Raw genomic sequence first — 25177 nt, 5'->3', positions numbered from 1 at the left:
CCTATTGGCCGCGGAGCCACTCGAGGTGCGTGACGAGCTCCTGCTCTGCCTGGGGAGAACGGGCGCCGATGGCGAGCGATAAGGGGGGGGCCACGCCCGACTGACGGAGCGTCTGCAGGTAACGGCAGAGCTGCTCGCGGCGCTCGGGGGTCGATTCGAGCATCCAGTGGACCCAGGCCCAGGCCTCGGCATAGTCGCGCTGTTGGAGTTGTCCCGCTTCGTGAATGGCTTCGATCCGTTGCAGCGACGGGCTCCACGTGCCGGCCGCCCGTTCTGCAAGCAAGGCCTCGACATGGGGGCGGTTCACGCCCCGCGTGCCGCGCGGCACCTCGAAGTATTCGGCCAGGCCTTCGTCGAGCCAGAGGGGCAGGTTCGGCACCACGGCATGCAGATAGCCATGCGCGACTTCGTGCCGCAAGTCCTCGGCGACGCGATCGCCCCACTGGGCGTAGACCGCCAGACGCGTATCTCCTTCGACGAAGAAGGCGCGGCGGGGCCCCAACTCGGGATAGTGCAGACGCATGTAGGCCGAGAATTCATTCGGTTTGTCGAACAGGTAGACGTGGATCGGCTCGTCCGAGGTGGGCAGCATCAGTTTGACGGCCAGATCGCTGCGTTGCGCGCAGAGCTCTTCGACCAGCCGGTGACGTTCCGGCATGTCGAAGTCGCTGTGGATGATCAGTTGGTCGCGCACGTGCTCGCGGCGCAACGGCAAGGTCGACGCCGGCTTCGTGTTGAGCGCGTGGCATCCGGCGGCGGCCAGGGCGAGCGAGACGAGGCCGTGCAGCGCGGCGCGCGAACGTCTGCCGCTACGGGCAGTAGGGGGACGTCGGTGCTCTCGACCGGGCGAGAAGCTCATGAAACCGGCTCGAAGAGTTCCGCCGTCGGCGAAGGATGGTGCGAATCGTGCCACACCTGCTCCAGCAGCCCGGCAAAGCGTTCGCCCCAAGATTGCGCGGAGTATTGTTCTTCGACGAGGCGGCGCCCGGCGGCTCCCAAGCGCGCGCGAAGGGCCGGATCGTTGGCCAGCCGGGCGATGGCGGCGGCCCATTCACGCGGCGTGCTTGCCAGCAGACCGGTTTGGCCCTCGAGGACCATTTCGCGGTTCATGCCCAGCGGATTGGCCACCACGGGCAAGCCCGCCGCCATGTATTGCAATACCTTCAGTCCACACTTGCCCCGGCTCCACGGATCGTCGGGCAGCCAACTGATACCGATATCGCAGCCGGCTAGTTCCGCGGTTTCGGTCATGGCCGACCAGGGACGTTCGACGACGCGCGGACCCTGGATCACGGGAAAGCGATTCGACACGACGTGCAGCCGCAGGCCGGGAAGCTGCTCGGCGGCGGCGGACAGTTGTTCCGAGGCATGGTCGAGACAAGGCAGCGTGCTGTGCTGACCGATCCAGACCAGACGCGCCGCGGCGCCGCGGCGCTCGTGTCTTGCCGGCGAGTAGAGACTGGGAGTTACGCATGTGGGCAACAGATGCACGCGCTCGGGCACGACGTAGGCCGAGGCCTGTTCGGCCAGGTAGGCGTTGCCCGCGATCACCGCATCGGCGGCGTAGATCGTGGCCCAGAAGTGTGCGAGCCGAGTGACGCTCGACGGACCTTTGCGGGCGTAGCTGTCGCGATGGAACAGCGCATCGTCGAAGTCGTAGATCAGGACGCGCGCGGCCTTGCGCAACAGGCGCAGTTGCCACAACGGCAGCAACTTGCGCTGCAGTATGACGACGTCGTAGGAGGCGGCTTCGCGCAACTGACGGTTGCGGGCGAATGTCTGCGGATCGAGCGGCAGTGATTCGAGCGTCCAGCCGCGCGCGGCCAGCGCCGGGGCGTACGCCTCGATCCGGTAGCGATAGCAAACGTGGTTGGGGGCCTCGATCAGGGCCAATGCCCGCATGGCCTACATCTCCGCCGTGTCGTCCATGACTCGCGCCGCTCGACCTCGGCCGTTCGAGCGGGGGGCGGGATTCTAGCGAAAGCCCTAGAACCGCAGAAGGGCAAAGGGCTTAGGACGGCAACGTCCGACGCGGCTACTTCTTGCCCAGGCTGCGCTGCTGACGGAAAAACCGCGTCAGAATCTCGCCGCATTCGGCTGCTAGCACGCCCCCCACTGTCTGGCAGGTGTGATTCAATCTCGGATCTGCTAGCAGTTTGTACAGCGATTCGACGGCCCCTGCCTTGGGATCGCGTGCGCCGTAGATCACCCAGGGAATGCGCGACTGGATGATGGCGCCCGCGCACATGGGGCACGGCTCGAGGGTCACGTAGAGCAGGCAATCGTCGAGCCGCCAGCCGCCGCGGGCCTCGGCCGCCTGGGTGATGGCGATCATCTCGGCGTGGGCCGTCGGATCGCGGAGTTGCTCGCGCTGGTTATGCGCGGCGGCGATTATCCGATCGTGGTGTACGACCACGGCGCCGACCGGCACTTCATCTTCGTCGAAGGCGCAGATAGCCTCGCGATACGCCAGTTGCATGAAATGTTCGTGCAAGACAACTACTCCCACTTAAGCTGCGACATGGTCTTTTAGCCCGGACTTTCGCCGTGGCGCCCGTGTTGCTCGTACCAACCGAGTGCCGGGGCACGACAGTCCGTGGACTGCCGCAGCAGGTTCTGCCTCGAGGGACGACGGGCGCGTTTAGCTACCTGTCGCGGGCGTCGATGGCAGATGCGTGAACATGCGCTCGCCGATGCGCCACGTGCCGACGTTGCCGAAACGAATCTCCAACCGCACCGTGGCGCCGCACTCTCCTTCGACCACGAGATGGTGCAGCCCCTTGGCCAGCTTGAGGGGGATCATCTGCAGGGGGGAGGCATGATCGGTCGAGGTATCGAGCACGACCTGCTCGTCGAGCGTGATCTTCAGCTTGCCCACGAAGCCAGCCTGCAATTGATAGAGATCGTCGGCCGGAACGTCGCAGTACCCGTCGAGCTTGAACTGTTCCTGCGCCTTCAATCCCTGCGCCGCTAGCCAATTGGGGTCGAGCGTATCTTTCACGACGGCAGGCCTCGCTCCCTCGCGCGTCAGTAAGACTCCCGCGGCGAAGCGCGCCTCGGCGGGCACCGAGATCGCCGGCAGCGTGGCCGGAGCTTCAATATCGAGTCGCAAGGGGGCGGACGCGATGCCGGGTGGTGGACTGCCGGCGTGTTGGGCGACCGCCCAGACGTGCATGGGACCGAGTCCGAACTGTGCGGTGTCGATTTCGAGCGAGGCATTCTCGCCCGGCACATTGCCCAGCAGCCCACCGGCGTGATAGAGATCGATCTGCGAAGCGCCCGGGGAGTGCGCCTCGAGGGTGACTTTGTCTCCGTGGGGGACAGACTTCGTGGCCGAGGATTTGATCTCGCAGGCGAGACCCTGATTGGCGACGTAGCAGGGGATGCCGCAGCGCGATTGCGTCGCGATGGCCCCCGCCTCGATGCACACGATGCGGACTTCGTGATAGCCATCGCTCGTGGCCGTGGTATCCCAAGTGAGCTTCTCGCCCGGTTGGCATTGAGCCACACGCTTGCCATCGACGAACAACTCGAAGCGTTCGACGGCGTATTCCTGCGGCGTCTCCTCTTTGTCGGCCGGGACATCGCCTTTGCGAGCAGAGGGCCGGGCGGCCGGCGTCAGCTCGATGGTCCCCTTCACTTGTTCGTTGACTTGCAAACCGGTCACGCCCACCTGAGCCAGGTTCGCCCAGGGGCGGCAGAGCGGGTCGCCGACGATCAAGAGTTGATACGGTCCGCCGATCGACTGATAGAACGATTCGGCCAGCGAGCAGCCACGCGCGTAGTGTACGTGGACGGTCGCGAGAGGAATCTTGGCCTCGATCGTCCGCGGTTCCATCACGGTGCCGCAGCTTCCGCTGGCGCCATAGCGCAGGAACTCGGCCATCGAGGTTTGCGTGCCATTCTCGCGCAGCCGGCCGCCGGTGCTCGTAAAGTTGTCGCAGATCGCCCCGGGCAGAATCGTGCTCCCGCTGGCGCTCCAGTCGAAGGTGGCGGCGCCGGTGGTCAGGCCCATCACGTCGTTCTTCCGGATCGGCAATGTGCCGTTGATCGCTTCGGTCTTGACGCCCAGTTTGCGCAGGTCGTCCATCGCCGCCTGAAAACGAGGAGAACGAGTCGTCGAGCGGGGATCGTTGTTGCGCACGAAGTAGATCGTCCCCTGGGGATGGGTCCCGTCGGCGTAGTAGCCACGCAGGAGATCGTTCGTCGCCTGGCTGATCGAAGTGCCCCGGCCGCTGGTGACCGCCAGCATCGTCGACAGCTTGTACTGCAGCGGTTGTTTGGCGCGCGCATTGCTCGCCGCCGGAAACGCCGTTTGGGAACTAAAGGCCTGTGACGGGGGCGTCGGATCGGTCTTGGGGGGCAGGACCGCGTAGCGATTCACGTCGAGCATCAGATAGTAAGGCTGCTTGGCCGCCACGAGCTGTGACAAGTAGGTCAGGCCGGTCAGCGAAGCGCCCGGCAGCAGATGTTCTGGTACCGTGGAGTTACGCAGATCGGGGCTGGTGTCGACCTCGTAGGGGAAATCGCTCGAATAGGCGATACAGTCGATCTGCTGCGCCAGTCCGCGCTTGTCGATTTCGGTCAGGATCGGTTCGAGGATCTGGTCGCGAAACAGGTCGACACTGATCGGTTCGTCGAGCTGCCCCTCCCAGGGAAGCATCATCACGTTCGAGGGGGGGATCGCCCGGAGGAAGATGAAGTAGTTGGCGATCGTTTGCGAAGCCCAACTGTGGGGGTTCACGACGACGAAGACATTCTCGGGGCCGCCCCCTGCTCGGGCGGGTCGGATCCCCAGCGAGAGGGCGACGAGCGTGCAGAGCAGACAGAGCAAGTTCCAGCGAGTCGCGCGGCGACAATGCATGCCAGGGATATCCTGCGAGACGGGGCGGCCAAGCGGAGAGCCGAGCGAGCGCGGCTCGGTGCGTCCTTCTTCGATCTTAAGCCCCTCTTCCATTGGGGTGTAGTAGCGCGAGCCATTCTCCCGCAGGACGAGCCAGCAATGCCGGACGATTATCTTGGGACGCGGCGTTCGCTGGCTCGAATTGGACAGTCGGTTTCTGTGGTGGCTATAATCGCGCGAGCCGTGAAATCCGGCACATTCTCGCCGGTCGCGGCCGATTCAACCAGGGAAGCCCACGCTTATGTCTATGCTCGATCGCCGTACGTTCTTGGGCTCGACCGCCGTGTTGGCCTCGGGCGCGACGCTTGCCCGCGCCGCCGACGAGGCCCCCCAGGCCGATCTCGACCCCAGCACGCTGGGTCGCACGCCGCACACGAAGTTCGCCGTCAACGTCGAAATGTGGTGGGGTAAGCTCCCCTTTCTCGAACGGATTGCAAAGGCGGCCGACTACGGTTTTCCGGCCGTCGAATTCTGGCCATGGCGTGGCAAGGATCTGGACGGCATCAACAGGATTACGCAGGAGCGTGGCCTTGAGGTCGCGCAGTTTACCGCGTGGGGCTTCCGGCCGGGCCTGAACGATCCCAAGAACCACGAGAAGTTCGTCCAAGAGATCGAGGAAAGCTGCGCGGTCGCCAAGAAGATCAACTGCAAGAAGATGACCGTCGTCGGTGGCGACGATCAGAAGGGGATGACCCAGGCCGAGATGCACGAGCACATTATCGCCGGGCTGAAGCTGGCCGCTCCGATCGCCGAGCAGCACGAGGTGATGCTCATTCTCGAGCCGATGAACATCCGTGTCGATCACAAAGGACACTGTCTCTACGGCAGCGAGGCGGCGGTCCGCATCTGCCGCGAGGTGAACTCTCCGATGGTGAAGATCAATTGGGATCTCTACCATATGCAGATCAGCGAGGGGGATCTCTGCGGGCGCCTCAAGGAGGGCTTCGATCAGGTCGGTTATCTGCAACTCGCCGATCACCCCGGCCGCAACGAGCCAGGCACCGGCGAGGTGTACTACAACCGCGTGTTGAAGCAGGCCTACGATCTGGGCTACCAGGGCTACGTGGGGCTCGAGTTGCGTCCCAAGACCGACGAACTGGCCGCCGCCCGGGCCGTGGCGCAGGCCGATCTCTGGTAGCCAGCCGGTGACACCGCGGCGCGGAGCAGATTTACCGCTAAGACGCGAAGGAATTCAGGGAAGGGTCGTTGCTTGATGAACGGCCCTCAAGCGTAAAACAGACAAGTGGCACAGGCTGCCGGCCTGTGTGTTCGAGTGTCTGCGGAACGTGGCCAAGACGAAACTCAGCATCCCTTCGACCGGTAATAACCTAGATACCAACTCCCCTACCCCAGCACCCTCACCGGGAAGCCCAGGTCATGACTCTTGCCTCACGCCGCCGTTTCACGTTGCTTCTGACGCTCAGCCTGGCCCTGCTGGCCGGTTTTGCGTCGACCCCAGTCGCTATTCAGCAAGTAGCAGCCAAGGATTCCAAGAAGCCCGACGTCGTTCGCGGCGCCACCGAGGTGATGGTGCCGATGCGCGACGGCGTGAAATTGGCGACGAACGTCTTCAAGCCGAAGGGAGAGGGCCCCTGGCCGGTGATCGTCACGCGGACCCCCTATAGCAAAGACGGTCAGTTCAGCGCCCTCTGGCCGCGCTATACGGCGGCGGGCTATGTGTTCGTCATCCAAGACACACGGGGAAAGTTCCGTTCCGAAGGGGACTACCGGCCCTTCGAAACCGACCGCGTCGACGGCTTCGACACGATCGAGTGGGTCTCGCAGCAGGACTGGTGCAACGGCAACGTGGGCATGTCGGGCGCCTCGGCCATGGGCATCACGTCGCTGGCCGCCGCCTGTGAGAAACCGCCGGCGCTCAAGGCCGCCTATGTCATCGTGGCCCCCGAGTGCTTCTGGAACGAGGCGATCTTCATCGGCGGCTGTTTCAAAGAGGCCGACACGGTGAACTGGCTCAAGAATCAGGACGCGCTCGATCAAGTGCCGGAGCGTCGTGCTGCGATTGAAAACACGGAAGAAGAGCACCGCATGGATCTGATCTATCATCGCTCCAGGATCAGCATCCCGATCTATCACGTCGGTGGCTGGTACGACATCTTCTCGGTCGGCACGCAGGGCAATTTTGCTTACCTGCAAAATCAAGGCGCCGAAGGCGCCCGCGGCAAGCAAAAGCTGAAGATGGGGCCCTTCGGACACGGCAACTTGAAGGGGCTGTCGTACAAGGACGGCGGCAGCCTGCTCGGCGCCTTGAAGGATGAGATTCGCTGGTTCGACTATCACTTGAAGGGTGAAGACAACGGCATCATGAGCGAGCCGCCGGTGCAGTATTACCAGATGGCCGGCGCGCAGAAGAAGGCCTTTTCCGACAAGAACAGTTGGCAAACGGCGGCGAACTGGCCGCTCGAAGCGACGCCGAAAACGTATTACCTCACCAACCCGCACGGATTGGTGACCGAGAAGCCGACCGCTGCCGGCAGCGCCACGACCTACGCCTACGATCCGGCCAAGCCCGTGCCGACGATCGGCGGCGCCAATCTCTCGCTCGACATCGGCCCCCTCGATCAACGCGAGGTCGGCGAGCGCGAAGATTATTTGCGGATCCAGACCGCACCGCTGGCGGAAGACCTGAAGATCGCCGGACCGGTCTATGTCGATTTGTACTGCTCGACCGACGCGCCCGACACGGACTTCATGGTCAAGCTGGTCGATGTCTATCCCGACGGTTACGAGGCCCTGCTGCTCGACGCGCCGGTCCGCACGCGCTACCGCGAGGGACGCGAGGCGGGGCAGGTGAAGATGATGGAGCCGGGCAAGCCCACGCAGATCCGCGTGAATCTCGGCGGCACGGCGAACACGTTCGAGGCGGGGCATCGCATCGCCGTCCACATCACATCGAGCAACGCACCGCGGTTCGAGGTAAACCCGAACACGGGCGAGGCCCCCGGCTCGAACAAGCTGCCGCCGAAAGTGGCGCACAACACGATCCACCACGACGCCGATCACCCAACAGCACTGGTGCTGCCGGTGGTGGAATAGATCGACGTCGTAGGCAGATTCGTGGACGGCGTCATGCGACTCCTGCGACGATCTTTTAATTGAATACTGCTGCTTGTGCTCGGCGTGGGTTTGTTAACGGATGTGTTCCGAACTGGAAGCACGAGCGCTTGACCGGCTGGCGTAGTGGCAAACTGGCTGCGTAATCTACAAGTCAATCAGTTCAACGCCGTTGCCCTAGGTTCGATTGCTTCGTCGATACCCTCTTGTTACCCTGGTTGTTCCTGCAATCTGATACGCGGCAAGGGGGCAACTATGGGACTGGACCAGACTTCGAAGTTCTGTCGGATCTGCCAGAAATCAACTTTGTGGGCACGGCCTGGTACGAATCACCTTATCCATCTGTTGGTGACGTTATTTCTTTGCGGGTTCTGGTTGCCCGTCTGGATTCTTGCGTCCATCAAGATTGGCGGCTGGCGTTGTCAAACGTGCGGCTATCGCGGTAGCACTGTCGGCCGATTGGTCGCCTTTGTCGCGGTCCCCGTAGTGTGCGTCGGGTTGTTCCTAATTGCGCTGGGCGCGATTGCCGCCAATAGAGGATCGAACACTGCAAGTGCGCCACCAATACGCTACCAGCCATCGGCAGCAACCACAGCAGCGGAATCGAAACCGGTCATGGTTTCGGATGATGAGCCAGACGCCGATTCTGCCGGCATAACCGCAGCATCGGAATCCTCAATCGAGACTGAATACAGAACGTGGGTCGATGCGACGGGGAAGCACAAGACCGAAGCCAAGTTTGCGGGCTTGGCGTTCAGGCAAGTGACATTAGAGAAGCGAGACGGATCTCGCGTGACGTTACCGCTGGAGAAACTTTCAGCGGAAGATCAAGCATGGATCGAAGTGCCACTCGTTGCCTCTTCGCCGGTATTGGCTGGGGAATATGACATTGTAAGATCGTGCGAACTACGCTCCGGCCCCGGCCCTGACTACGAACGCAAGGTAAATCAAACAGCAACCGATAAGCTTGGCAAAATCCACTATCTGTCAGTGGATTCATCAGTGACCGTGACCGTTTTGCAATCGAAAGGTGACTGGGCCAAGATTCAGGTGACTCAACCTGATTTTCTCCGCGAATCGCATCGTGGCTGGGTGCCAAGAGACGTATTACAAGGCGGTGCGGCTACGAACAAGCGCGATGGATGGATCCGTTATGCATGCCGCGTTTACTCTGCACCGGATAAGTCATCAAAGTTAGTCGGCTATCTGACTTCGCCTTCTTCGGTAGGCGTGGCCGATGACCGTAGCGGCTGGCTCAGACTACTACATGGCCCCGTCAAGGACGAAGCCACGGACGAATTCTTGGAACTCTCATTCGATCCGGGCCTCTACATCGAGAAACCCAACTTCACCACGGAGATTCCAGCCAACTGGAATCAATAACGCAAAGGGAGTTACTCGCAGATTTTGTGCGCCTAGCAATAGAGAGCGCCTTAAGCGCAATGCTGAGAATCGCCGTTCCTACCCAATCCGTCGCCCGCGCGACGGGTTCTTCACCAGCTCGCACTGTTCGGCGGCGGCGATGGCCGCGCGGTAGATGCCTTCGGCGTCGAGGCCCAGATCGGCCAGCAGCTCGCCTCGTTCGGCGTGTTCGATGAAGCGGTCGGGTACGCCCAAGCGGCGGACGTGGCTGGCGTCGAGGCCGGCGTCGGCGGCTGCTTCGAGCACGGCGCTGCCGAAGCCCCCTTGCAACGCCCCTTCCTCGATCGTCAGCACGAAGGAGGCATCGCGGATGGCCCGCAGGATCGTTTCGGTATCGAGCGGTTTGACGAAGCGGGCGTTGATGACCCCCACGTCGAGCCCTTCGGCGCGGAGCCGTTCGGCCGCTTTGGCGGCACTGGCCAATTGCGTGCCGCAGGCGATGAGCATGCCGTCGGCGCCCCAGTCGATCACCTCGGCACGGCCCAGTTCGATCGGCGCCGGCGTGCGTTCGACTTTTTCGACGTTCGCCTTGGGATAGCGGATCGACGCCGGGCCGTTGTGCGCCAGCGCGAAGTCGAGCATGGCGGGCAGGTCGTTTTCGTCTCCAGGGGCCATGACGACCATGTTGGGGAACAATCGCATGTAGCCCAGGTCGAACATGCCGTGGTGCGTGGGACCGTCGGGTCCGGTGAGGCCCGCGCGATCGAGCAGGAAGGTGACGGGCAGGTTCTGCAGCGCCGCTTCCTGGAAGATCTGATCGTAGCTGCGTTGCAGGAAGGTGCTGTAGATGTCGACGATCGGCCGCAAGCCCGCCTTCGCCTGGCCGGCGGCGAACGCCACGGCGTGCGACTCGCAGATGCCGGTGTCGAAGAAGCGGTCGGGGTAATCCTCACGCACCTGCTCGAGCTGATTGCCCTGGCACATGGCGGCGGTCATCACGGTGACGCGCGGATCGCGCGCCATGGCGGTGTGGATGGCGCTGCTGGCGACGGCCGTGTAGGCCCGCGACGACGATTTCTTGATCGAGACGATCATCTCGTCGGAGCGTTCGAAGGGGGCCGGCGTGTGGAAGAAGACGGGATCTTCGGCGGCTGGCTTGAAGCCGTGCCCCTTCTCGGTCACCACGTGCAGCAGGACGGGGCCGTCGAAGTCCTTGACCATCTCCAGGTATTTGCACAACTGGCCGATGTTGTGGCCATCGACCGGGCCGATATAGCGGATGCCGAGATCCTCGAACAGCATGCCGCCGTGCAGGCCGGCTTTGATCGAGTCCTTGGCTTGCGAGAGGAAACGCTCGAACGGCGCGCCGACGACCGGCACGCTCTCGACGATGCGCTTCACTTCGTGCTTGATGCCCGTGTAGAAGGTGGCCATCCGCAGGCGGTCGAGATACTCGGCCACGCCGCCGACGCGTGGGCAGATCGACATCTTGTTGTCGTTCAAGATGATCGTCATTTTCTTCTTCAGGCCGCCGGCGTTGTTCATCGCCTCGAAGACGATCCCTGAGGGGAACGCGCCGTCGCCGATCACGGCTACCGCGTGGCGATCGCTTTGGCCGGGGACGAGGTCATCCCCCGACTTGAGCCCCAGCACGGTCGAGACGCTGCACCCGGCGTGACCCGTCATGAACAGGTCGTATTCGCTCTCGTTCGGGTTGGGGTAGCCCATCAGGCCCCCCTTGGTGCGCATCGTGCCGAACTCGTGGAAGCGGCCGGTGATCATCTTGTGCGGATAGATCTGATGCCCGGTGTCCCAGATCAATCGGTCGCGGCGGAAGTCGAACACGGTGTGTAGCGCCAGGCACAGCTCGACGACGCCCAGGTTCGAGGCGAAGTGGGCCGTGCGGTTGCTGACCAGATTGCAGAGCGCATCGCGCATCTCGCTGGCCAGTTGTTCGAGCTCCGCCAGCGAGAGCTTGCGCAGGTCGAGCGGCGAATCGATTTTCGACAGGAGATCCATCACCGGTCCCTTTCCACGACGTATTGCGCGAGCGCTTCGAGCGGCGCCGCGGCCGGGCCCAGGGGGCTTAGGGCGGCACGCGCCTCGCGCACGAGCTCCTCGGCCTGGTGGACGCTTTCCTCCACGCCCAGCAAGCCCGGAAACGTCAACTTCCCTCGATCAGAATCCTTGCCGACGCGCTTGCCCAGTTGGGCTTCGTTCCCCCGCACGTCGAGCAAGTCGTCCGTAATTTGAAACGCCAGGCCGAGTGCCCGACCATATTCGTCGAGCGCGGCGAGTTGCTCGTCGGTCGCCTCGGCGGCGAGTCCCCCCAGCGCGAGCGAGGCCCGCAGCAGGGCCCCCGTCTTGCGACGGTGGATGGCCTCGAGCGTGGGCAGATCGGCCACGCCTTGTTGTTCGGCGGCTAAATCATCGGCCTGTCCACCGACCAGCGCGGCGGGGCCGGCGGCGGTGGCCAGCGTGTAGCACATCCGCGCGGCAACGGCCGGCTGGCGGACGTCGCGGGCGATCGTCTCGAAGGCCAGGGCCTGCAGGGCGTCCCCCACGAGGATGCCCAGCGCCTCGCCGTAGACCTTGTGGCAGGTGGGACGACCGCGTCGCAAATCGTCGTCGTCCATGGCGGGCAGGTCGTCGTGGACCAGCGAGTAGGCGTGGATCATTTCGACCGCACAGGCCGCCGGCAAGGCCGCGTCGAGCGTGCCGCCGCAGGCCTCGGCGGCCAGCACCACCAGCAAGGGCCGCAGGCGTTTGCCGGGGGCCAGCAGGCTGTAATGGATCGCCTCGGCGAGCTGTGCCGGACAGTCGGGGCCCAACTCGCAGCAGCGCGCGAGCGCGGCTTCGATCTTTTGACGCGACTCGTCGACGAGCTGTGGGAACTGAGGTTCGATCTGGACCATCGACGGCAGGCGTGAATCGGGTCGTGCTTCGGAACGTGAGATTAACCGCGGATGCGGTCCGGCCCGTAACGCCGGTCCCGCATTTCAGCGTCCATGGAAAAGAGAGGCCCCCCCCAGAACCCCACGTTCGCCAGCAGTTCGAACCCCATAAGTTCGTGCCCCACTTATGGTTTTCATTCTAGGCGACGGTCGCGAGGCTGAAAAGCTGCCTCCCAAGATCGGCCTGGAAGCCGGGTCGCTCCGGGCGTCCCCTGCTTGTTGGCCGTTCGTGGTCGCGTACGGGATACGTGACCCTACGAAAGGCTCAGAACAGGCCCGGGCCTTCGTCGCAGGGCTCTTCGGCTAGGGTGGGCTTGCGACGGGGCGATTCGGCCGAATCGTCGGCTTTGGCCGTACGGCGCCGACTGCGGCCGCGGGCCTTGGTTTCGAGCGAGAGGGCCTCTTCCTCATCGAACGGGACGACCACCGGGTTCCCCTCGGCGTCGAGCCCCGAGAGGAGCATGATCTTTCGCTCGGCTCCTTCGAGCAGCGTGTGGCACTGCCGCAGTAGCTTGACCCCCTCTTCGTAGCGCGCCAGCGACTCGGCCAGCCCAATCTCCCCCTCTTCCAACTCGCGGACGATCTCCTCGAGCCGGCCAAGGGCCTCCTCGAAGCGGGGCGGTTCGGCGGCGGGTAGAGGTTTCTGTGAAGCCATGACGTTGCGCAGTTTCCGCGAGTCGTTTTGACGGTGGTAGCAGCAGGTGTTCTACCTCCGCCGATGGACAGCGCGAAGGTGCGAGAGCCGCTGGCACGGGTGCCATTCCGAAGTCGCCATCGCTTGCCAAGCGGAACACACCCGTGTCCCCACGGTCTCAGCCCGGCGTCTTGAGCAAGGCAATGACAGTGCCGGCGCCGAACCAGGGGAGCGCGCGGCCCAGCGTGCGGACGACGTTGCGATCCACCACGGCGGCCGTTTCGTAGCAGGTGCGGTTCCGCCGGAGCAGCGAACCGGTCGCGCGGAATGCGACCGTGCGGAAGATGGAATGTTCGCGCCGCAGAATGAGGATTTCGCCCAGGCGGCGCATTTCGTCCTGCAGCGAATCCTCGGGCACGCGTTCCTCGTGGGCGCTCATTGCGTGAACGTCGCGCAGAAAGCCGGGGAGCAGCTTGCCCAAGTGGGGGCGATCGATCGCTTCGGCCAGCAGTATGAACGAGCCGGGCCGCAACGTTTCGGCATTCTGCGAGAGCGTGGCCGCCTTGGCGGGCGAATGGTGCAAAATGCCGAAGTAGGTCATCAGGTCGACGCTGCGCGGCTTCAGCGGGAGACGATCGGCCGTGCCCAGCAAGTAGAGGGCGTTCTTATGCGGGTTGCGCGCTCGGTTCAGCTTGAGCGCCGCGAGCGAAATATCGGCGGCGATGTAGAGCGTGCTGGCATCGCAATGGGGCGCCAACAGCATGTGGAAATTCTGGCCTTCGCCGCAGCCGACTTCGACGATGCACTTGCCGGCCAGAGACGTTTCGGACAGCACCTGCGCCACGAGATCGTCGCGCTCCCACAGGCGGTCGTTCCAATTCAGCTCGATGTCGTTCGCAAGCTGCTCGGCATATTGCTGATTCCAGTATTCCTCGTCTTCCCACTCCCAGCTCTTCTGGCCGGCCCGGGTGGCCAGCACTTCGCGCGTGCGCTGGCAGGCAGACTGCAAGGGGGCATCGCTGCCTGCCTGCGCGGAAATTTGCTCGATCAGGGGCAACTCGACCTCGGCATTGCGGGCCGACGACGGCAACAGCAAGGGAATGTCGTCTGTGGCCGGATAGACCAACTGCGAGTCATGGCACCAATAGCCCAGCGTGTGGCCATCGTGCTCGATGGACGCGAGCGGGCCACCGGATTCGGGACAACAACAGTAATCGAGCACCGCCTGAGCCGTTCGCCGAGCTCGATCCATGCGTGGTTCTGCTGCTGGGTCCAATGTCGATCCTCTCCTTTCGCCGCCACTGCAAGGCAGCACGAGTCTGTTCCGTCGTGCTGGGTGCAAGCATCGAAGTGTCGCACCTGGCATTTTGATGAGCCGCGACGCGGCGGTCGGCGCAAGGCGAACGAGGGATCAATCCACCGACTGCGGCACTACGATTCGCGCGTGTTCGAAGTCGCTGCGGCGCGGGCGCGTGAGCTCGTCGACCGATTCGGCGAAGGCCGATTCGCCACGACCCTTCTCCGCGAGCGACCAGGGAATTGCGATCGTAAAGGTACTCCCCTTGCCGAGCTCGCTGTGCAGCGAGACGCGACCGCCGAGCAGGCGACACAGTTCCTTGACGATTGACAACCCCAGTCCCGTGCCGGAGTATTCGCGGGTCATGGCATCGCCGCTGGGAATGACCGTCATCCCCTGGCGGAATTTTTCGAAGATGTGGACCTGATCGCTTTCGGCGATGCCGACGCCGGTGTCGGCCACCACGAGCTCGAGCTGGCCGGCGCTATCGCGACGCGCGGAGACGACGATGCGCCCCCCCTCGGGCGTGAACTTGATAGCGTTCGAGAGCAGATTGTTCAGCACCTGCTGCACCTTGCCCTGGTCCTGGTGGAGCGGCGGCAATCCGGCGGCGATCTGCGTCTCGAGATCGATGTTTTTCTTTTCGGTCAGTGGCCGCGCCATGTCGCACTGGGCGGCGATCACATGCTCGATACGGAAGTCGGCCAGGCGGAGCTCCATCTTGCCACTCTCGATCTTGGCCAGGTCGAGAATGTCGTTAATCATGTCCAAGAGCATCTTGCCCGACTTCTGAATGTTCTGCACATAGCGCTTCTGCTTGTCGTCGAGCGAGCTGATCGACCCGAGCACGTCGCTGAAGCCGATGATGCTATTGAGCGGCGTGCGCAGCTCGTGGCTCATGGTGGCCAGGAAGTCGCTCTTCAGGCGGTTCATCTCGAAGAGCTGCATGTTCACCTGCGCCAGCTCGTCGACCTTGTTGTCGAGGTCGGCGTTGACCTGCCGCAACTCGCCTTGCGCATCGACCAGGTGGCGCAGCATGCGATTGAACGCCACGCCCAGTTCCTCGAATTCGTCGCCCGTGTGAATCTCGGCGCGCGATTGCAGGTCGCCGTGGCTGATGGCGTCGCTGACATCGCGCAGATGCTTGAGCGGCTTGACGATCACATAGCGGACGATGACGTAGGCCGCGATCATCGCCAGGAAAACCGTGACGATGGCCGTGGCGAGCAGGATCGCGCGGTTGCGATTCAACTCGGCGCGGGTCGACTTCTCGGGAATCTCGACCTTGACGACCGAGAGCAGGTCTCCTTCACTGAGCGAAAGATTGCCACTCAACGCCGCATGGCAAGTGATGCACGACGATTTGGCGCGGACGGCCTGGTAGTAGAGATATTTTTCGCCAGTCGGGTCGTAACGCTCGACGAACTCGACATGGGGATCGGCATCTTCGGCCGCAAGTGCCGAGGTCGGGTCGGTGGTTGCTGGTGGCTCGGCCGGTCGCGTCTTTAGAAAGTAGGCCAGGATCGCGTCTTCATCGGCGCTCTTCGGCTGATGGGCCGCTTCGGAACTGTCGGGCCGAATCGTGGTCCAGCCGTATTGCTGATTCTGCAGCGTCTCGCTCAGTCCCTGCGCGAAATCCTTTTCGTCCTGGGTGTTCGTCCCCTCCCAGTGCTTGAGGGTCATGATGGTATCGACGAGCAACCGGCCGCGCGTCTGATTCTGGCGATAGACGAGCTTCTCGGTTTGCTGCCCATACCACCAGAAGCTGCCTGTGATGAGCAGCAGCAGGCAAGCGCCGAACAGAAAACGACACTTGCGCTCGAGGCTGGTTTCGCCGAGGACGCGTTTGAAAGAACGATACGACATGCGGTGGCCTTGGGGTCGGACAGCGCCTGCTACTATTCTAGAAGCCTGGGAATACGCGGGCCAAGGCCAAATCGCTCCGCCGCTGTAGGGGGCCCCTGCCCGCTCACGCCGCAGGCGTCAATGGCTAATCGAATCCTAACCCGAGGCGTCCGCGAGGAGATTCTTGGAAAAAGCGTCGAGCACAGTACTCCCTCACGCTGCGGTTGTGACCTAGGCACGCGAACTACAACAGCTTGAGCGAGCGAAAGTGAGCCTGTACCACTTCTTCCCGAATACGCATCTTGCTTGCCCCTGCCCACTGACCCCTGACCACTCACGCCGCAGGCGTCAATGGCTCGCCGAGCGCCGCAACCGCGGCCACCAGGGCCAGATCATGTCGCGGTGGCACGCTGCGCAGATCCAGCAGCAGACGATCTTGCCGCACGCGTCCCACGACCGGCGGATTTCCCTGTCGCAGGGCAGCGGCCAGGCGATCAACGCTCCCGTCCGCTGGAGTCAAGGCGACGCACCACGTGCCGATCTGTTGGGTGAGAATCGAATCGCCGCCGAGATGGGTAACCTCTTCGATCGGTTCGGCCGTGGCGATGGCACTCGAGGCTGCCATTTGCAGTGCGAGTCTGGCCGCGCGTTGCTTGAGATTCTCGAGCGATGTGCCCAGCAGTTGCAGGAGTGGGATGCGGGCCAGCGCCAACTCGGATTGGCGGTAGAGACGCAGCGTGGCAGCGAGCGCGGCGAGCGTGAGCTTGTCCACTCGCAAGCCACGTGCCAGGGGATGCCTGGCGATGCGCTCGAGGTGCGTGCGTCGTCCGACGAGGATACCGCATTGCGGGCCGCCGAGCAGCTTGTCGCCGCTGAAGAGCACGACGTCCGCGCCCGCGCGGATGCTGTCGACGGCGACGGGCTCGCCCGGCAGGCCGAACCGCGCGAAGTCGAGCATGGCCCCCAAGCCGATATCGTGAATCACTGGCAGGCGATGTTCGTGCCCCAAACGCACCAACTCGGCGAGCGACGGAGAGGCCGTGGACCCGACGACGAAATTGCTCGTGTGGACGAGCATGATCGCGGCCGTGCGCTCGTGGATGGCGGTGCGATAATCGTCGAGGTGAGTCTTGTTGGTGGCGCCTACCTCGCGCAGCGTGGCGCCACTGGCGGACATGACGTCGGGCAGACGATAGCTGTCGTCGACCTCGATCAGTTGTCCGCGCGAGACGATCACCTCTCGCCCGGTGGCGAGCGCCGCCAGGGCGAGCATGGTCGCTCCGGCGTTGTTGTTGACGACGAGCGCGGCCTCGGCGCCGGTCAGATCGCGCAGCAGCCCTTCGACCGCGACGATGCGCTGCGAGCGTTGTCCCGAGCGCAGATCGAGCTCGAGGCTGGCGTACTCGCTCGAGGCGGCGGCCATCTCGTCGATGGCTTCGTCGGCCAAGGGGGCGTGGCCGAGATCCGTGTGCAGCAGGATGCCCGTGGCGTTGATCACCGGCCGCAGGCTGGATGTTTCGTCTTGTTGGATGCGGCGCGCGATCTTCTCGGCCAGTTCGCTGACGGTGGGCAGCGTGCGATCGGCGGCCGCCTGCTGTACTTCGTGACGCAGGTCGTCGAGCACGGTTCGCACGCGCGAGACGACGACGTTATGGCTGACCTTGTCGACGAGTCCCTTGAGCGGGGGGCTTTCGAGCAACTCGCTGACACTGGGCAGGTTACGCAGCACATTGGTGGGCATGACGACACTCGAGCGTGCAGACGAGGCAGGGGGATACTTCTCGTGTTCACCATCATACCGTCTACCGGCAGGCGAGGCAGCCTGTGGACGGCCGCGCAACAACACAAAAAACCGAAGTGCCCGTGCGCTGGAGACGCACCGGCACTTCGGTCCGGAGAGTAGGAACGAACAAGATTCGGTACGGCCTAACCAGGCGTGTGCGGCGTGGTGCAGACCTGCAGACAGTGGCTGGTGTTGCCCGTCTGCGTGCAGTTTTGTCCGACGGCGTCGCAAGCGTCGGGGGTGTCGGTGAAGGCGCTCGCCGAGGTGGCCGAGTGATGGCCCGTGGTGCCGCCAAAGCTGAAGCTCTGGTTGATCGTGCCGATGGCGTCGGCCACGTCGCCGAGTTCGGTCACGACGGCGGTGCGCACCGAGCTCAAGCCGGTGACGACGCCGATCACCAGCAGCGTGGCGATCAGTACCAGTTCCGAAGAGACGATGGCGCCCGCCTCTTCCTTCCACAAACGGTGCAATACGAGCATGCGAATCTCCCAATTCAACTTCGTTGCAGGCTGCCCACACGACATCCATGCCGGATGGGCGTACGAAAAAAAGCGCAAATTCTACGTGAATCGAAACGGACTGCTCGACCCCGCGCGCGGCGAGCCGCGCGGACGCGAGCGGGAACGTAGCGAGCGAACGTACGAAGAGCAGCAAACGAACGTGCATCGCGCGTTCCGTTGATGAGTTCCGCGCGACACGAGACACAAGGTGAAATGAGGGGGCGGACGGTATCAATCTCGCCGCCGCGTGTCAATAAATCTTTCTTCGCTACGTTCCCGTTCTTGCTGGGGGCTGCGCTGCTAGCATGCTTAACGCCTTGCCCCCAGAGGATCCTGCCGTGCCAGCATCGCGCGGAAGTGCCGAGGCTGGTTTCGGTCCCTCGCAGCAGGCCCTACAATGTGGGCGAGCTGGTTGTGTGGACGATCTGCCACCGGCGCGTCGCGCGCCGCGAATCGCGAGGAGAAGCCAACTTTGAACGATCTACCGATGGAAATTGACATCGCCGCGGTGAAAGCGCAGCTCGACGCGGGGAACGACCTGCTGCTGCTCGATTGCCGCGAAGCGGACGAATACGCCACCGCCCATATCGCCGCCGCGCGGCTGATTCCGATGAGCGAATTGCAGCAGCGCGTGGGCGAACTGGACGAATACCGCGCGCGGCCGCTCGTCGTGCATTGTCATCATGGTGGTCGCAGCTTGCGCGTCGCGGCGTGGTTGCGGCAGCAAGGGTTCGCCCAGGCACAGAGCATGGCGGGGGGCATCGATCAGTGGTCGGTCGAGATCGACCGCTCGGTGCCCCGATATTGATGCCCCGTGGCATGTTACAGGTCGCGCCTCGAGTTGGCGGCGAAAACTGCTTTACAGGACGCCGCCGGCGCGGCTATGCTCGCCACGTTCGCAAAGGATGGTGTTGAACAGACGCCGAGCGAAACGAGCCACGAGACGATGGGCGTTCACGGAATGCTGCCCAATCGTTTCTCCACGAGCCGGCACGTCGCGCGTCGCGTTTGAAAGGCATTCGCACGCCAATCCACAGGAAGGAGTTCGCGCGTATGGAGACGCACCTCAAGGAGGCGATGACCGCGGGGCTATTGGTCGAGATTCTCGATCCGACCGGCCAATACATCGGCCAGGCCGTTTTCTTCGACTATCGCGGTCGTCCCGTGCCTGCCGTCGGTGACACGATGAGTTGTCAGATCGTGTCGTTCGTCTCGGGTCGGCGGGAGAAAATCGTGGGACTGGTGCGCACGCGACATTTCGACGTGCAGCAGCAAGATGACGGCCAGCCCTGCGTCTGGGCTCGACTCGAAGTCGAACAGACCGAAGTGACCAAGAAGCCCCCCCGCCGCACCCCGCGCTTCTCGACCAACTGAGTGGTCAGTGGTCAGTGGTCGGAAGTTTTGATGTCCACGGCTCACTAGCCACTAGCCACTAGCCACTAGCCACTTCGTCTCGCGTGACTTCGAAGCCCAGGTCTTCGATCATGCGGTAGTCGGCCTCGGGGATCTGCCCCTTGGTGGTGAGATAATCGCCGACGAAGAGTGAATTTGCCGGGTAGAGGCCCATCGGCTGCAGGCTGCTAAGATGCATCTCGCGGCCGCCGGCGATGCGGATTTCGCTCGTCGGGTTCGCTAGGCGGAACATGCACAGCGTCTTCAGGCAGTAGCGGGGATTCAGATTGCTCAGGCCTTGCAACGGCGTGCCGTCGATCGGATTGAGAAAGTTGACCGGAATCGATTCGGTCTGCAAGTCGCGCAGCTCGAAGGCCATCTGGACCACGTCGCGGCGATCTTCGCCCATGCCCAGGATACCCCCCGAGCAGAGCTCGAGACCGGCGCGTCGCACGGCGCGGAGCGTCTCGAGGCGATCCTGATAGGTGTGCGTCGAGCAGATGTCGGCGTAATGGGCCTCGCCGGTGTTCAGATTGTGGTTCACGCGATCGACGCCGCAGGCCTTCAACTCGGCGGCCTGTGCGTCGCTCAGCAGACCCAGGCAGGCGCAGATCTTCAGGTCGTGCGCTTCCTTGATGCGCGGCACCACCGTGGTGATGGCCCGCATCTCGGCCTCGCTGGGGCTCCGGCCGGAGATCACGATGCAGTAGGTCTTGGCCTGACGCTCGGCGGCAATGCGGGCACCGTCGAGCAGCTTTTCGGCACTCAGCAGGCGATACTTGGGGATTTCAGCATCGGAGACCTTCGACTGCGAACAGTAGCCACAATCCTCCGGGCAGAGCCCGCTCTTGGCGTTGACCAGGAAGTAGAGCTGCACGCGATTGCCGAAGTAGCGGTGCCGCACACGGTAGGCCGCCGAGAGCAAGTCGAGCAACTCGGCATCTGGCGCATCGAGGATCGAGAGGGCCTGCTCCTCGGTAAGGCGGTGCCCGTCGAGAATGCGGGTAGCCAGATCGTGCCAGACGGTGCCGGCGGAAGGGGCGACGTTCGGTCGTGCGATGCAGTCGATCATGTGTCGCGTCTCGCGGATGGCTTTCTGTGGCCCCTCAACCAGGCGGCGATCGATGGTTGGGCCGAAACGTCCTAAGTATCGCTACAGCACGTCTTGTCGCAAGGTGGAAATACGGTTTGAGGGGCCTTGCGGCTTCGTGGGCCTGCCCCGTGAACTTGGCACTCTGCGGCTTATGGGGCAGAATAGCCGTAGTGATCGTATGGTCAGAGGTTCCTGGCCTGCGACCTTGGGAGACCATGATGGGCCGTCTGCATCTGGTACGTGTCGGCGCCAACGGCCAAATCGGGCGATTTGGTTCGTCCGATGCCCGCCATTACGAGCGCGGCACGCGTGTTGTCGTACGTACCGAGCGGGGGCTGGAAGTGGGGGACGTGTTGCTCCCCCCTGGCGCTCGTACCGAAGCGCTGGGCGAAGAATCGGACGGCACGATCCTGCGGCGTCTGACGGTCGAGGATGAGTTACTCCTTGCCCGGCTTTCGCGCCACCGCGCGGCTGCTCTGCACGCCTGCGTGCGGAGAATCGAGGAGTTGAAGCTGCCGATCGCGCTGGTCGACGTCGAGCAACTGTTCGACGGATCGACCCTGGTGTTCCACTTCCTGGGGCCGCAGGTGCCCGAGCTCGACTCGCTGATGGAAGAGTTGGCCGAGGCGTACGAATCGAAGGTGCAGTTCCGCCAGTTTGCCGAGACGGTGACAGCCGGCTGCGGACCGGGCTGCGGCACCGAAGAAGGCGCCGGCTGCGGTTCGTGCAGCACGGGCTGCGCCGTGGCAGACGCTTGCTCGACGCGAAAACGGGGCTAAGCAACTTGTCGATGGCGCGAGGCCGTCGATCGCGAAACTTACTCACCCTGTGCCGCGGCGAATTCCTTCGAGTTTTCCACGTAGTGGGCGGCAGCCAGGCGATTCATTTCGATCTCCGGCTCGGTCAGTTCGCGTTTCCACTTGCCGGGCACTCCGAGCACGAGCGAGCCGGGTGGGATTTCGACCCCCTCGGTAACGACCGCCCCGACGCCGACGATCGAATTCGCGCCGATCTTGGCGCCGTTCTGCACGACGGCCTTCATGCCCACGACCACATTATCGCCCACCGTGGCGCCGTGGACGACGGCGCCGTGTCCGACGGTGACCCCTTCGCCCAGCGTGCAGGGAAAGCCGGGATCAGCGTGCAGGATGCAGCCGTCCTGGATATTCGAGCGTGCCCCGACGCGGATCGGAGCGCAGTCGCCACGCAGCACCGCGTTGAACCAGACGCTCGATTCTTCCGCGAGCGTGACGTCTCCCACCACTACGGCGCCGCGCGCGATGAAGGCGGTGGGGTGGACTTGTTCGGCACGAAAAGTGGCGGGATGGCTCATCGGAACGGTTGCCTGCTCCTGGAAAAAGTACCGGCGCCCAGCATCAGCTCACCGCGCTGGGCTGGGGAAACAGCCCGATTCTACTGGTCCGGCCTGCTTGGGCAACCGCCCTCGTCTCGGCATTCTGGCACGCCGTAGGCTTGACTTTGGCCGCCAATGCACAAGACTGCCAGCAGCCCAGAGGGAGAACATCGTATGAGTTGGTCGTGGAGAGTTGGAACCGTCGCTGGGATTGGCATCTTCATCCACGTGACGTTCCTGATTCTGATTCCGTTCATCTTGATGAGCGAGTATTCCGCCGGGGGCACGCTACAAGGCGCGCTCAAGTCGATGGCGCTGGTGGCGGCGATCTTCGGCTGCATCGTGCTGCACGAGTTGGGGCACGCCCTGACGGCGCGTCGCTTCGGCATCAACACGCGCGACATTACGCTCCTGCCGATTGGCGGCGTGGCGCGGCTCGAACGCATGCCGGAGGATCCCTGGCAAGAGTTTCTGGTCGCCATCGCGGGGCCGGCGGTGAACGTGGCTATTGCCATGGTGCTGGCGATCGTGCTGCTGGTGACGGGTTCGCTGTCGATGGTCTGGGACTTTGAATTCATTGGCGGTCCATTCCTCGGGCAGTTGCTGTTGGTGAACCTGTTCCTCGTGCTCTTCAATCTGATCCCGGCCTTTCCGATGGATGGCGGTCGCGTGCTCCGCGCCCTGCTGGCCAAGACGACGGGCGACTACGTGAAAGCGACTCAGACGGCGGCCAGCGTGGGGCAGGTCGTGGCCATCCTGTTCGGCATGGTCGGGCTGTTTACCGGTCAGTTCATGCTGATCTTTATCGCTTTGTTCGTGTACATGGGCGCGCAGGGCGAATCGCACATGGTGCAGATGCGCTCCGTGATTTCCGGCGTGCCGGTTCGTGCCGCGATGATGACCCGCTTCAAGGCGCTCGACGCGGCGGAGCCACTCTCGCGGGCGGCCGAAGAACTGCTGGCGGGCTCGCAGCAGGACTTTCCCGTGCTGGAGCAAGGTCGCGTCGTCGGGCTCCTCGATCGCACAACCCTGGTCAAGGCCCTCTCCGAGCGGCCGCACGAGACGCCGATCTCGGCAGTGATGCACAAAGACTGCCGTACGGTAGAAGACAACGAGATGCTGCAGGCCACGTTCGACCGCATGCAGGAACAGGGCTGCCGGACCCTGCCCGTCGTGCGGCAGGGGCAACTCGTGGGGCTGGTGACGCTCGAAAACGTGGGCGAGCTGCTGATGATTAACGCCGCCCGGCAGACGCAGCGCCAGACCAGCAGCCAGCCCTCGCCGGATCGCATGTTCTAGCATGCTGCTGAAAAAGGTCCGTCGTGGCCTTTTTCAGCCTCGCGAAGTGCGGAGTTGAACTCCGCACCGCTCGCAAAATAACGACTTCCGTCGCTATTTTGTGATCGCATCCATGCGATCCTATCAGGCTGCTGACTTTTTCAGCAGCCTGATAGGGGCCAGACGCCCCCCTCCGCGACGGCCGCGAACTATGCTGGAAGGGTGTCGATTTCTTCGTCCGGCACCGGCGCGCCCGCGCGCGAGCCCTCTATGAACAATCCGCTCGAATCGGCCCAAGCCTGGAGCATTCAGCCCTGGGGAACGCCGGCAGAGCTCGTGCAGCCCCTGCTGCTGGCCCTTTCGCTGGGACTGCTCGTCGGTCTGCAGCGCGAACGCTCCGAACGGAGTCTCGCCGGGCTGCGCACGTTCCCGCTCATTACCGTGTTCGGCACGATGTCGTCGCTGCTGGCCATGCGCTTTGGCGGTTGGATCGTGGCTGCCAGCCTGCTGGGGGTGGTGGCGGTGGTCGCGATCGGCAACGTCGGACTGCGCCACAGCGGCAAGCGTGCGGGGCAGGGAACGACCACCGAGATCGCCGTGCTGCTCATGTTTGCCGTGGGCGCCTTTCTGCCCGTGGGTCCCTGGGTGATCGCCGTGGCCGTGGGGGCCGGCGTGGCGGTGCTCTTGCAGTTCAAGCCCGAGCTGCACGGCCTGGCGGCGAAGCTCGGCGATACCGAGCTCGACGCGATCATGCGTTTCGTGCTGATCTCGTGCGTGATTCTGCCGGTGCTGCCCAATCGCGCGTATGGCCCCTTCGACGTGCTGAATCCGTTCGAGATCTGGTTGATGGTTGTGTTGATCGTCGGCATCAGCCTGGCGGGCTACATCATCTACAAGTTTTTCGGACGCAACGCGGGCATCTTATTGAGCGGACTGCTGGGGGGCGCCATCTCGAGCACGGCCACCACGGTCAGTTACGCCCGCCGCGATAACAGCACCATGGCCGCCGCCGCCCTCTCGACGCTCGTCATCCTGCTCGCTTCTTCGGTGGTTTATGCACGTGTGTTGATCGAGGTGGCGGTCGTAGCACGCGACTTCGTCATCGTGGTGCTGCCCGCCGTGACGACCATGCTCGTGCTGACGCTCTTGCCGGTGGCGTGGCTGGCACGCCGGGCGGCGCACGAAGCGGCGCCCCTGCCCGAGCAGGAGAACCCCACCGAGCTGCGCTCGGCCCTCTTGTTCGCCGGCGCCTACGCGGGCGTGCTGTTTGCAATGGCCGCCACGAAGGAGTATGTCGGCAATCAGGGCATGTATGTGGTGGCGATCATCTCGGGTCTGACCGACATGGATGCGATCACGCTTTCGACGGCGCGGCTGGTGGCCGATGCGCGACTCGATCCGCAGGCTGGGTGGCGCTTGATCGTCGTGGCGATCCTGTCGAACCTGGCGTTCAAAACGGCCATCGCGGGGGTGCTGGGTGGAACGCATCTGCTACGACTGTTGTTGACGTTGCTGGCGCTGCCCACGCTGGGAGGCATCCTCTTGATCTGGCTGCTCTAAACAGCGTGCAACCTGTGGGTGGTGCGCCGTTTGAGGGAAGGTCATCGAAGAACTTTTTGACCCCGCCGTGCGTAAAACAGATGGAGGGCAGGAGGTGGCAAGGAGGCAGGGAGGAAAGACAGGCCACGTTCCCAGAGGAGGTGTCCATTC

At 63.6% G+C, this 25177-nt stretch carries 22 protein-coding genes; 9 read left to right on the top strand and 13 right to left on the bottom strand.

The genetic code is table 11. The annotated features are described in order from the left end of the window. Nucleotide 1 precedes the first annotated feature (1 nt). The 4 genes from KF708_12165 to KF708_12150 all read right to left on the bottom strand — a co-directional run bounded on the left by KF708_12165 (nucleotide 2) and on the right by KF708_12150 (nucleotide 4864). Complete coding sequence (locus KF708_12165; protein ID MBX3413435.1) at nucleotides 2–859, bottom strand: DUF1570 domain-containing protein; 858 nt, start codon at nucleotides 857–859, stop codon at nucleotides 2–4. Continuing rightward, entirely contained in the window at nucleotides 856–1902 is a 1047-nt protein-coding gene (locus KF708_12160) for a glycosyltransferase family 4 protein (GenBank protein MBX3413434.1), read from the bottom strand. Before KF708_12160 ends, KF708_12165 begins: the two co-directional genes overlap by 4 nt. Before the next feature lie 133 nt (nucleotides 1903–2035). Beyond that, nucleotides 2036–2479 (bottom strand): tRNA adenosine(34) deaminase TadA, encoded by a 444-nt coding sequence (gene tadA / locus KF708_12155; GenBank protein MBX3413433.1) that lies wholly within the window; start codon nucleotides 2477–2479, stop codon nucleotides 2036–2038. A gap of 162 nt (nucleotides 2480–2641) precedes the next feature. After that, nucleotides 2642–4864, bottom strand: a complete 2223-nt coding sequence (locus KF708_12150) for a TIGR03790 family protein (protein MBX3413432.1) — start codon at nucleotides 4862–4864, stop codon at nucleotides 2642–2644. Between the two features lie 280 nt (nucleotides 4865–5144). Between KF708_12150 and KF708_12145 the strand changes: the two genes are divergently transcribed. From KF708_12145 to KF708_12135, 3 genes are all read left to right on the top strand, one after another. Next, a complete protein-coding gene (locus tag KF708_12145; protein MBX3413431.1) occupies nucleotides 5145–6041 on the top strand; it encodes a TIM barrel protein in 897 nt (298 codons plus the stop codon). Nucleotides 6042–6280: 239 nt separating this feature from the next. Continuing rightward, nucleotides 6281–7957: a CocE/NonD family hydrolase gene (locus tag KF708_12140; GenBank protein MBX3413430.1), complete on the top strand. Its 1677-nt coding sequence runs from the start codon at nucleotides 6281–6283 to the stop codon at nucleotides 7955–7957. 633 nt (nucleotides 7958–8590) lie between these two features. After that, nucleotides 8591–9358 (top strand): hypothetical protein, encoded by a 768-nt coding sequence (locus tag KF708_12135; GenBank protein MBX3413429.1) that lies wholly within the window; start codon nucleotides 8591–8593, stop codon nucleotides 9356–9358. 78 nt (nucleotides 9359–9436) lie between these two features. Here KF708_12135 and dxs read toward each other — a convergent pair whose 3' ends face one another. The 7 genes from dxs to KF708_12100 all read right to left on the bottom strand — a co-directional run bounded on the left by dxs (nucleotide 9437) and on the right by KF708_12100 (nucleotide 18329). Continuing rightward, nucleotides 9437–11356, bottom strand: a complete 1920-nt coding sequence (dxs, locus tag KF708_12130) for a 1-deoxy-D-xylulose-5-phosphate synthase (protein MBX3413428.1) — start codon at nucleotides 11354–11356, stop codon at nucleotides 9437–9439. Then, nucleotides 11356–12252, bottom strand: a complete 897-nt coding sequence (locus KF708_12125; protein ID MBX3413427.1) for a polyprenyl synthetase family protein — start codon at nucleotides 12250–12252, stop codon at nucleotides 11356–11358. Before KF708_12125 ends, dxs begins: the two co-directional genes overlap by 1 nt. 304 nt (nucleotides 12253–12556) lie before the next feature. Then, nucleotides 12557–12946: an exodeoxyribonuclease VII small subunit gene (gene xseB / locus KF708_12120; GenBank protein ID MBX3413426.1), complete on the bottom strand. Its 390-nt coding sequence runs from the start codon at nucleotides 12944–12946 to the stop codon at nucleotides 12557–12559. A 157-nt stretch (nucleotides 12947–13103) separates the two neighbouring features. Continuing rightward, nucleotides 13104–14177 carry a methyltransferase domain-containing protein gene (locus tag KF708_12115; protein ID MBX3413425.1) on the bottom strand — a complete coding sequence of 358 codons (1074 nt, stop codon included), beginning with the start codon at nucleotides 14175–14177 and terminating at the stop codon, nucleotides 13104–13106. Between the two features lie 159 nt (nucleotides 14178–14336). Next, on the bottom strand, nucleotides 14337–16088 hold the full coding sequence (locus KF708_12110; GenBank protein ID MBX3413424.1) for a HAMP domain-containing protein: 1752 nt from the start codon (nucleotides 16086–16088) through the stop codon (nucleotides 14337–14339). Between the two features lie 313 nt (nucleotides 16089–16401). Continuing rightward, nucleotides 16402–17808 (bottom strand): L-seryl-tRNA(Sec) selenium transferase, encoded by a 1407-nt coding sequence (gene selA / locus KF708_12105; protein MBX3413423.1) that lies wholly within the window; start codon nucleotides 17806–17808, stop codon nucleotides 16402–16404. A 185-nt stretch (nucleotides 17809–17993) separates the two neighbouring features. Further along, entirely contained in the window at nucleotides 17994–18329 is a 336-nt protein-coding gene (locus KF708_12100; protein ID MBX3413422.1) for a hypothetical protein, read from the bottom strand. On the opposite strand from KF708_12100, the gene KF708_12095 reads away from it, so the two are divergent. The 3 genes from KF708_12095 to KF708_12085 all read left to right on the top strand — a co-directional run bounded on the left by KF708_12095 (nucleotide 18328) and on the right by KF708_12085 (nucleotide 19724). Continuing rightward, nucleotides 18328–18531, top strand: coding sequence for a hypothetical protein (locus tag KF708_12095; GenBank protein MBX3413421.1), 204 nt, complete (start codon nucleotides 18328–18330; stop codon nucleotides 18529–18531). The genes KF708_12100 and KF708_12095 overlap by 2 nt on opposite strands. 216 nt (nucleotides 18532–18747) lie before the next feature. Next, entirely contained in the window at nucleotides 18748–19158 is a 411-nt protein-coding gene (locus tag KF708_12090; protein MBX3413420.1) for a rhodanese, read from the top strand. Between the two features lie 245 nt (nucleotides 19159–19403). Further along, entirely contained in the window at nucleotides 19404–19724 is a 321-nt protein-coding gene (locus KF708_12085; GenBank protein ID MBX3413419.1) for a hypothetical protein, read from the top strand. 58 nt (nucleotides 19725–19782) lie between these two features. Here KF708_12085 and bioB read toward each other — a convergent pair whose 3' ends face one another. Beyond that, nucleotides 19783–20814 (bottom strand): biotin synthase BioB, encoded by a 1032-nt coding sequence (gene bioB, locus KF708_12080; GenBank protein MBX3413418.1) that lies wholly within the window; start codon nucleotides 20812–20814, stop codon nucleotides 19783–19785. A 236-nt stretch (nucleotides 20815–21050) separates the two neighbouring features. Between bioB and KF708_12075 the strand changes: the two genes are divergently transcribed. Beyond that, the gene (locus KF708_12075) at nucleotides 21051–21614 is read left to right on the top strand and encodes a hypothetical protein (GenBank protein ID MBX3413417.1); all 564 of its coding nucleotides are present in this window, start codon (nucleotides 21051–21053) and stop codon (nucleotides 21612–21614) included. Between the two features lie 38 nt (nucleotides 21615–21652). Here KF708_12075 and KF708_12070 read toward each other — a convergent pair whose 3' ends face one another. Beyond that, nucleotides 21653–22168, bottom strand: a complete 516-nt coding sequence (locus KF708_12070; GenBank protein ID MBX3413416.1) for a gamma carbonic anhydrase family protein — start codon at nucleotides 22166–22168, stop codon at nucleotides 21653–21655. Nucleotides 22169–22363: 195 nt separating this feature from the next. On the opposite strand from KF708_12070, the gene KF708_12065 reads away from it, so the two are divergent. Both KF708_12065 and KF708_12060 read left to right on the top strand, forming a co-directional pair. Further along, nucleotides 22364–23488: a site-2 protease family protein gene (locus KF708_12065; GenBank protein ID MBX3413415.1), complete on the top strand. Its 1125-nt coding sequence runs from the start codon at nucleotides 22364–22366 to the stop codon at nucleotides 23486–23488. 249 nt (nucleotides 23489–23737) lie between these two features. After that, nucleotides 23738–25027: an MgtC/SapB family protein gene (locus KF708_12060; GenBank protein MBX3413414.1), complete on the top strand. Its 1290-nt coding sequence runs from the start codon at nucleotides 23738–23740 to the stop codon at nucleotides 25025–25027. The last annotated feature ends 150 nt before the right edge of the window (nucleotides 25028–25177 follow it).

The sequence above is a fragment of the Pirellulales bacterium genome (assembly GCA_019636335.1).
Classification (GTDB): Bacteria; Planctomycetota; Planctomycetia; order Pirellulales; family JAEUIK01; genus JAHBXR01.
The sequence above is the reverse complement of the archived record's forward strand: the minus strand, read 5'-3'. Positions and strand labels throughout refer to the sequence as shown.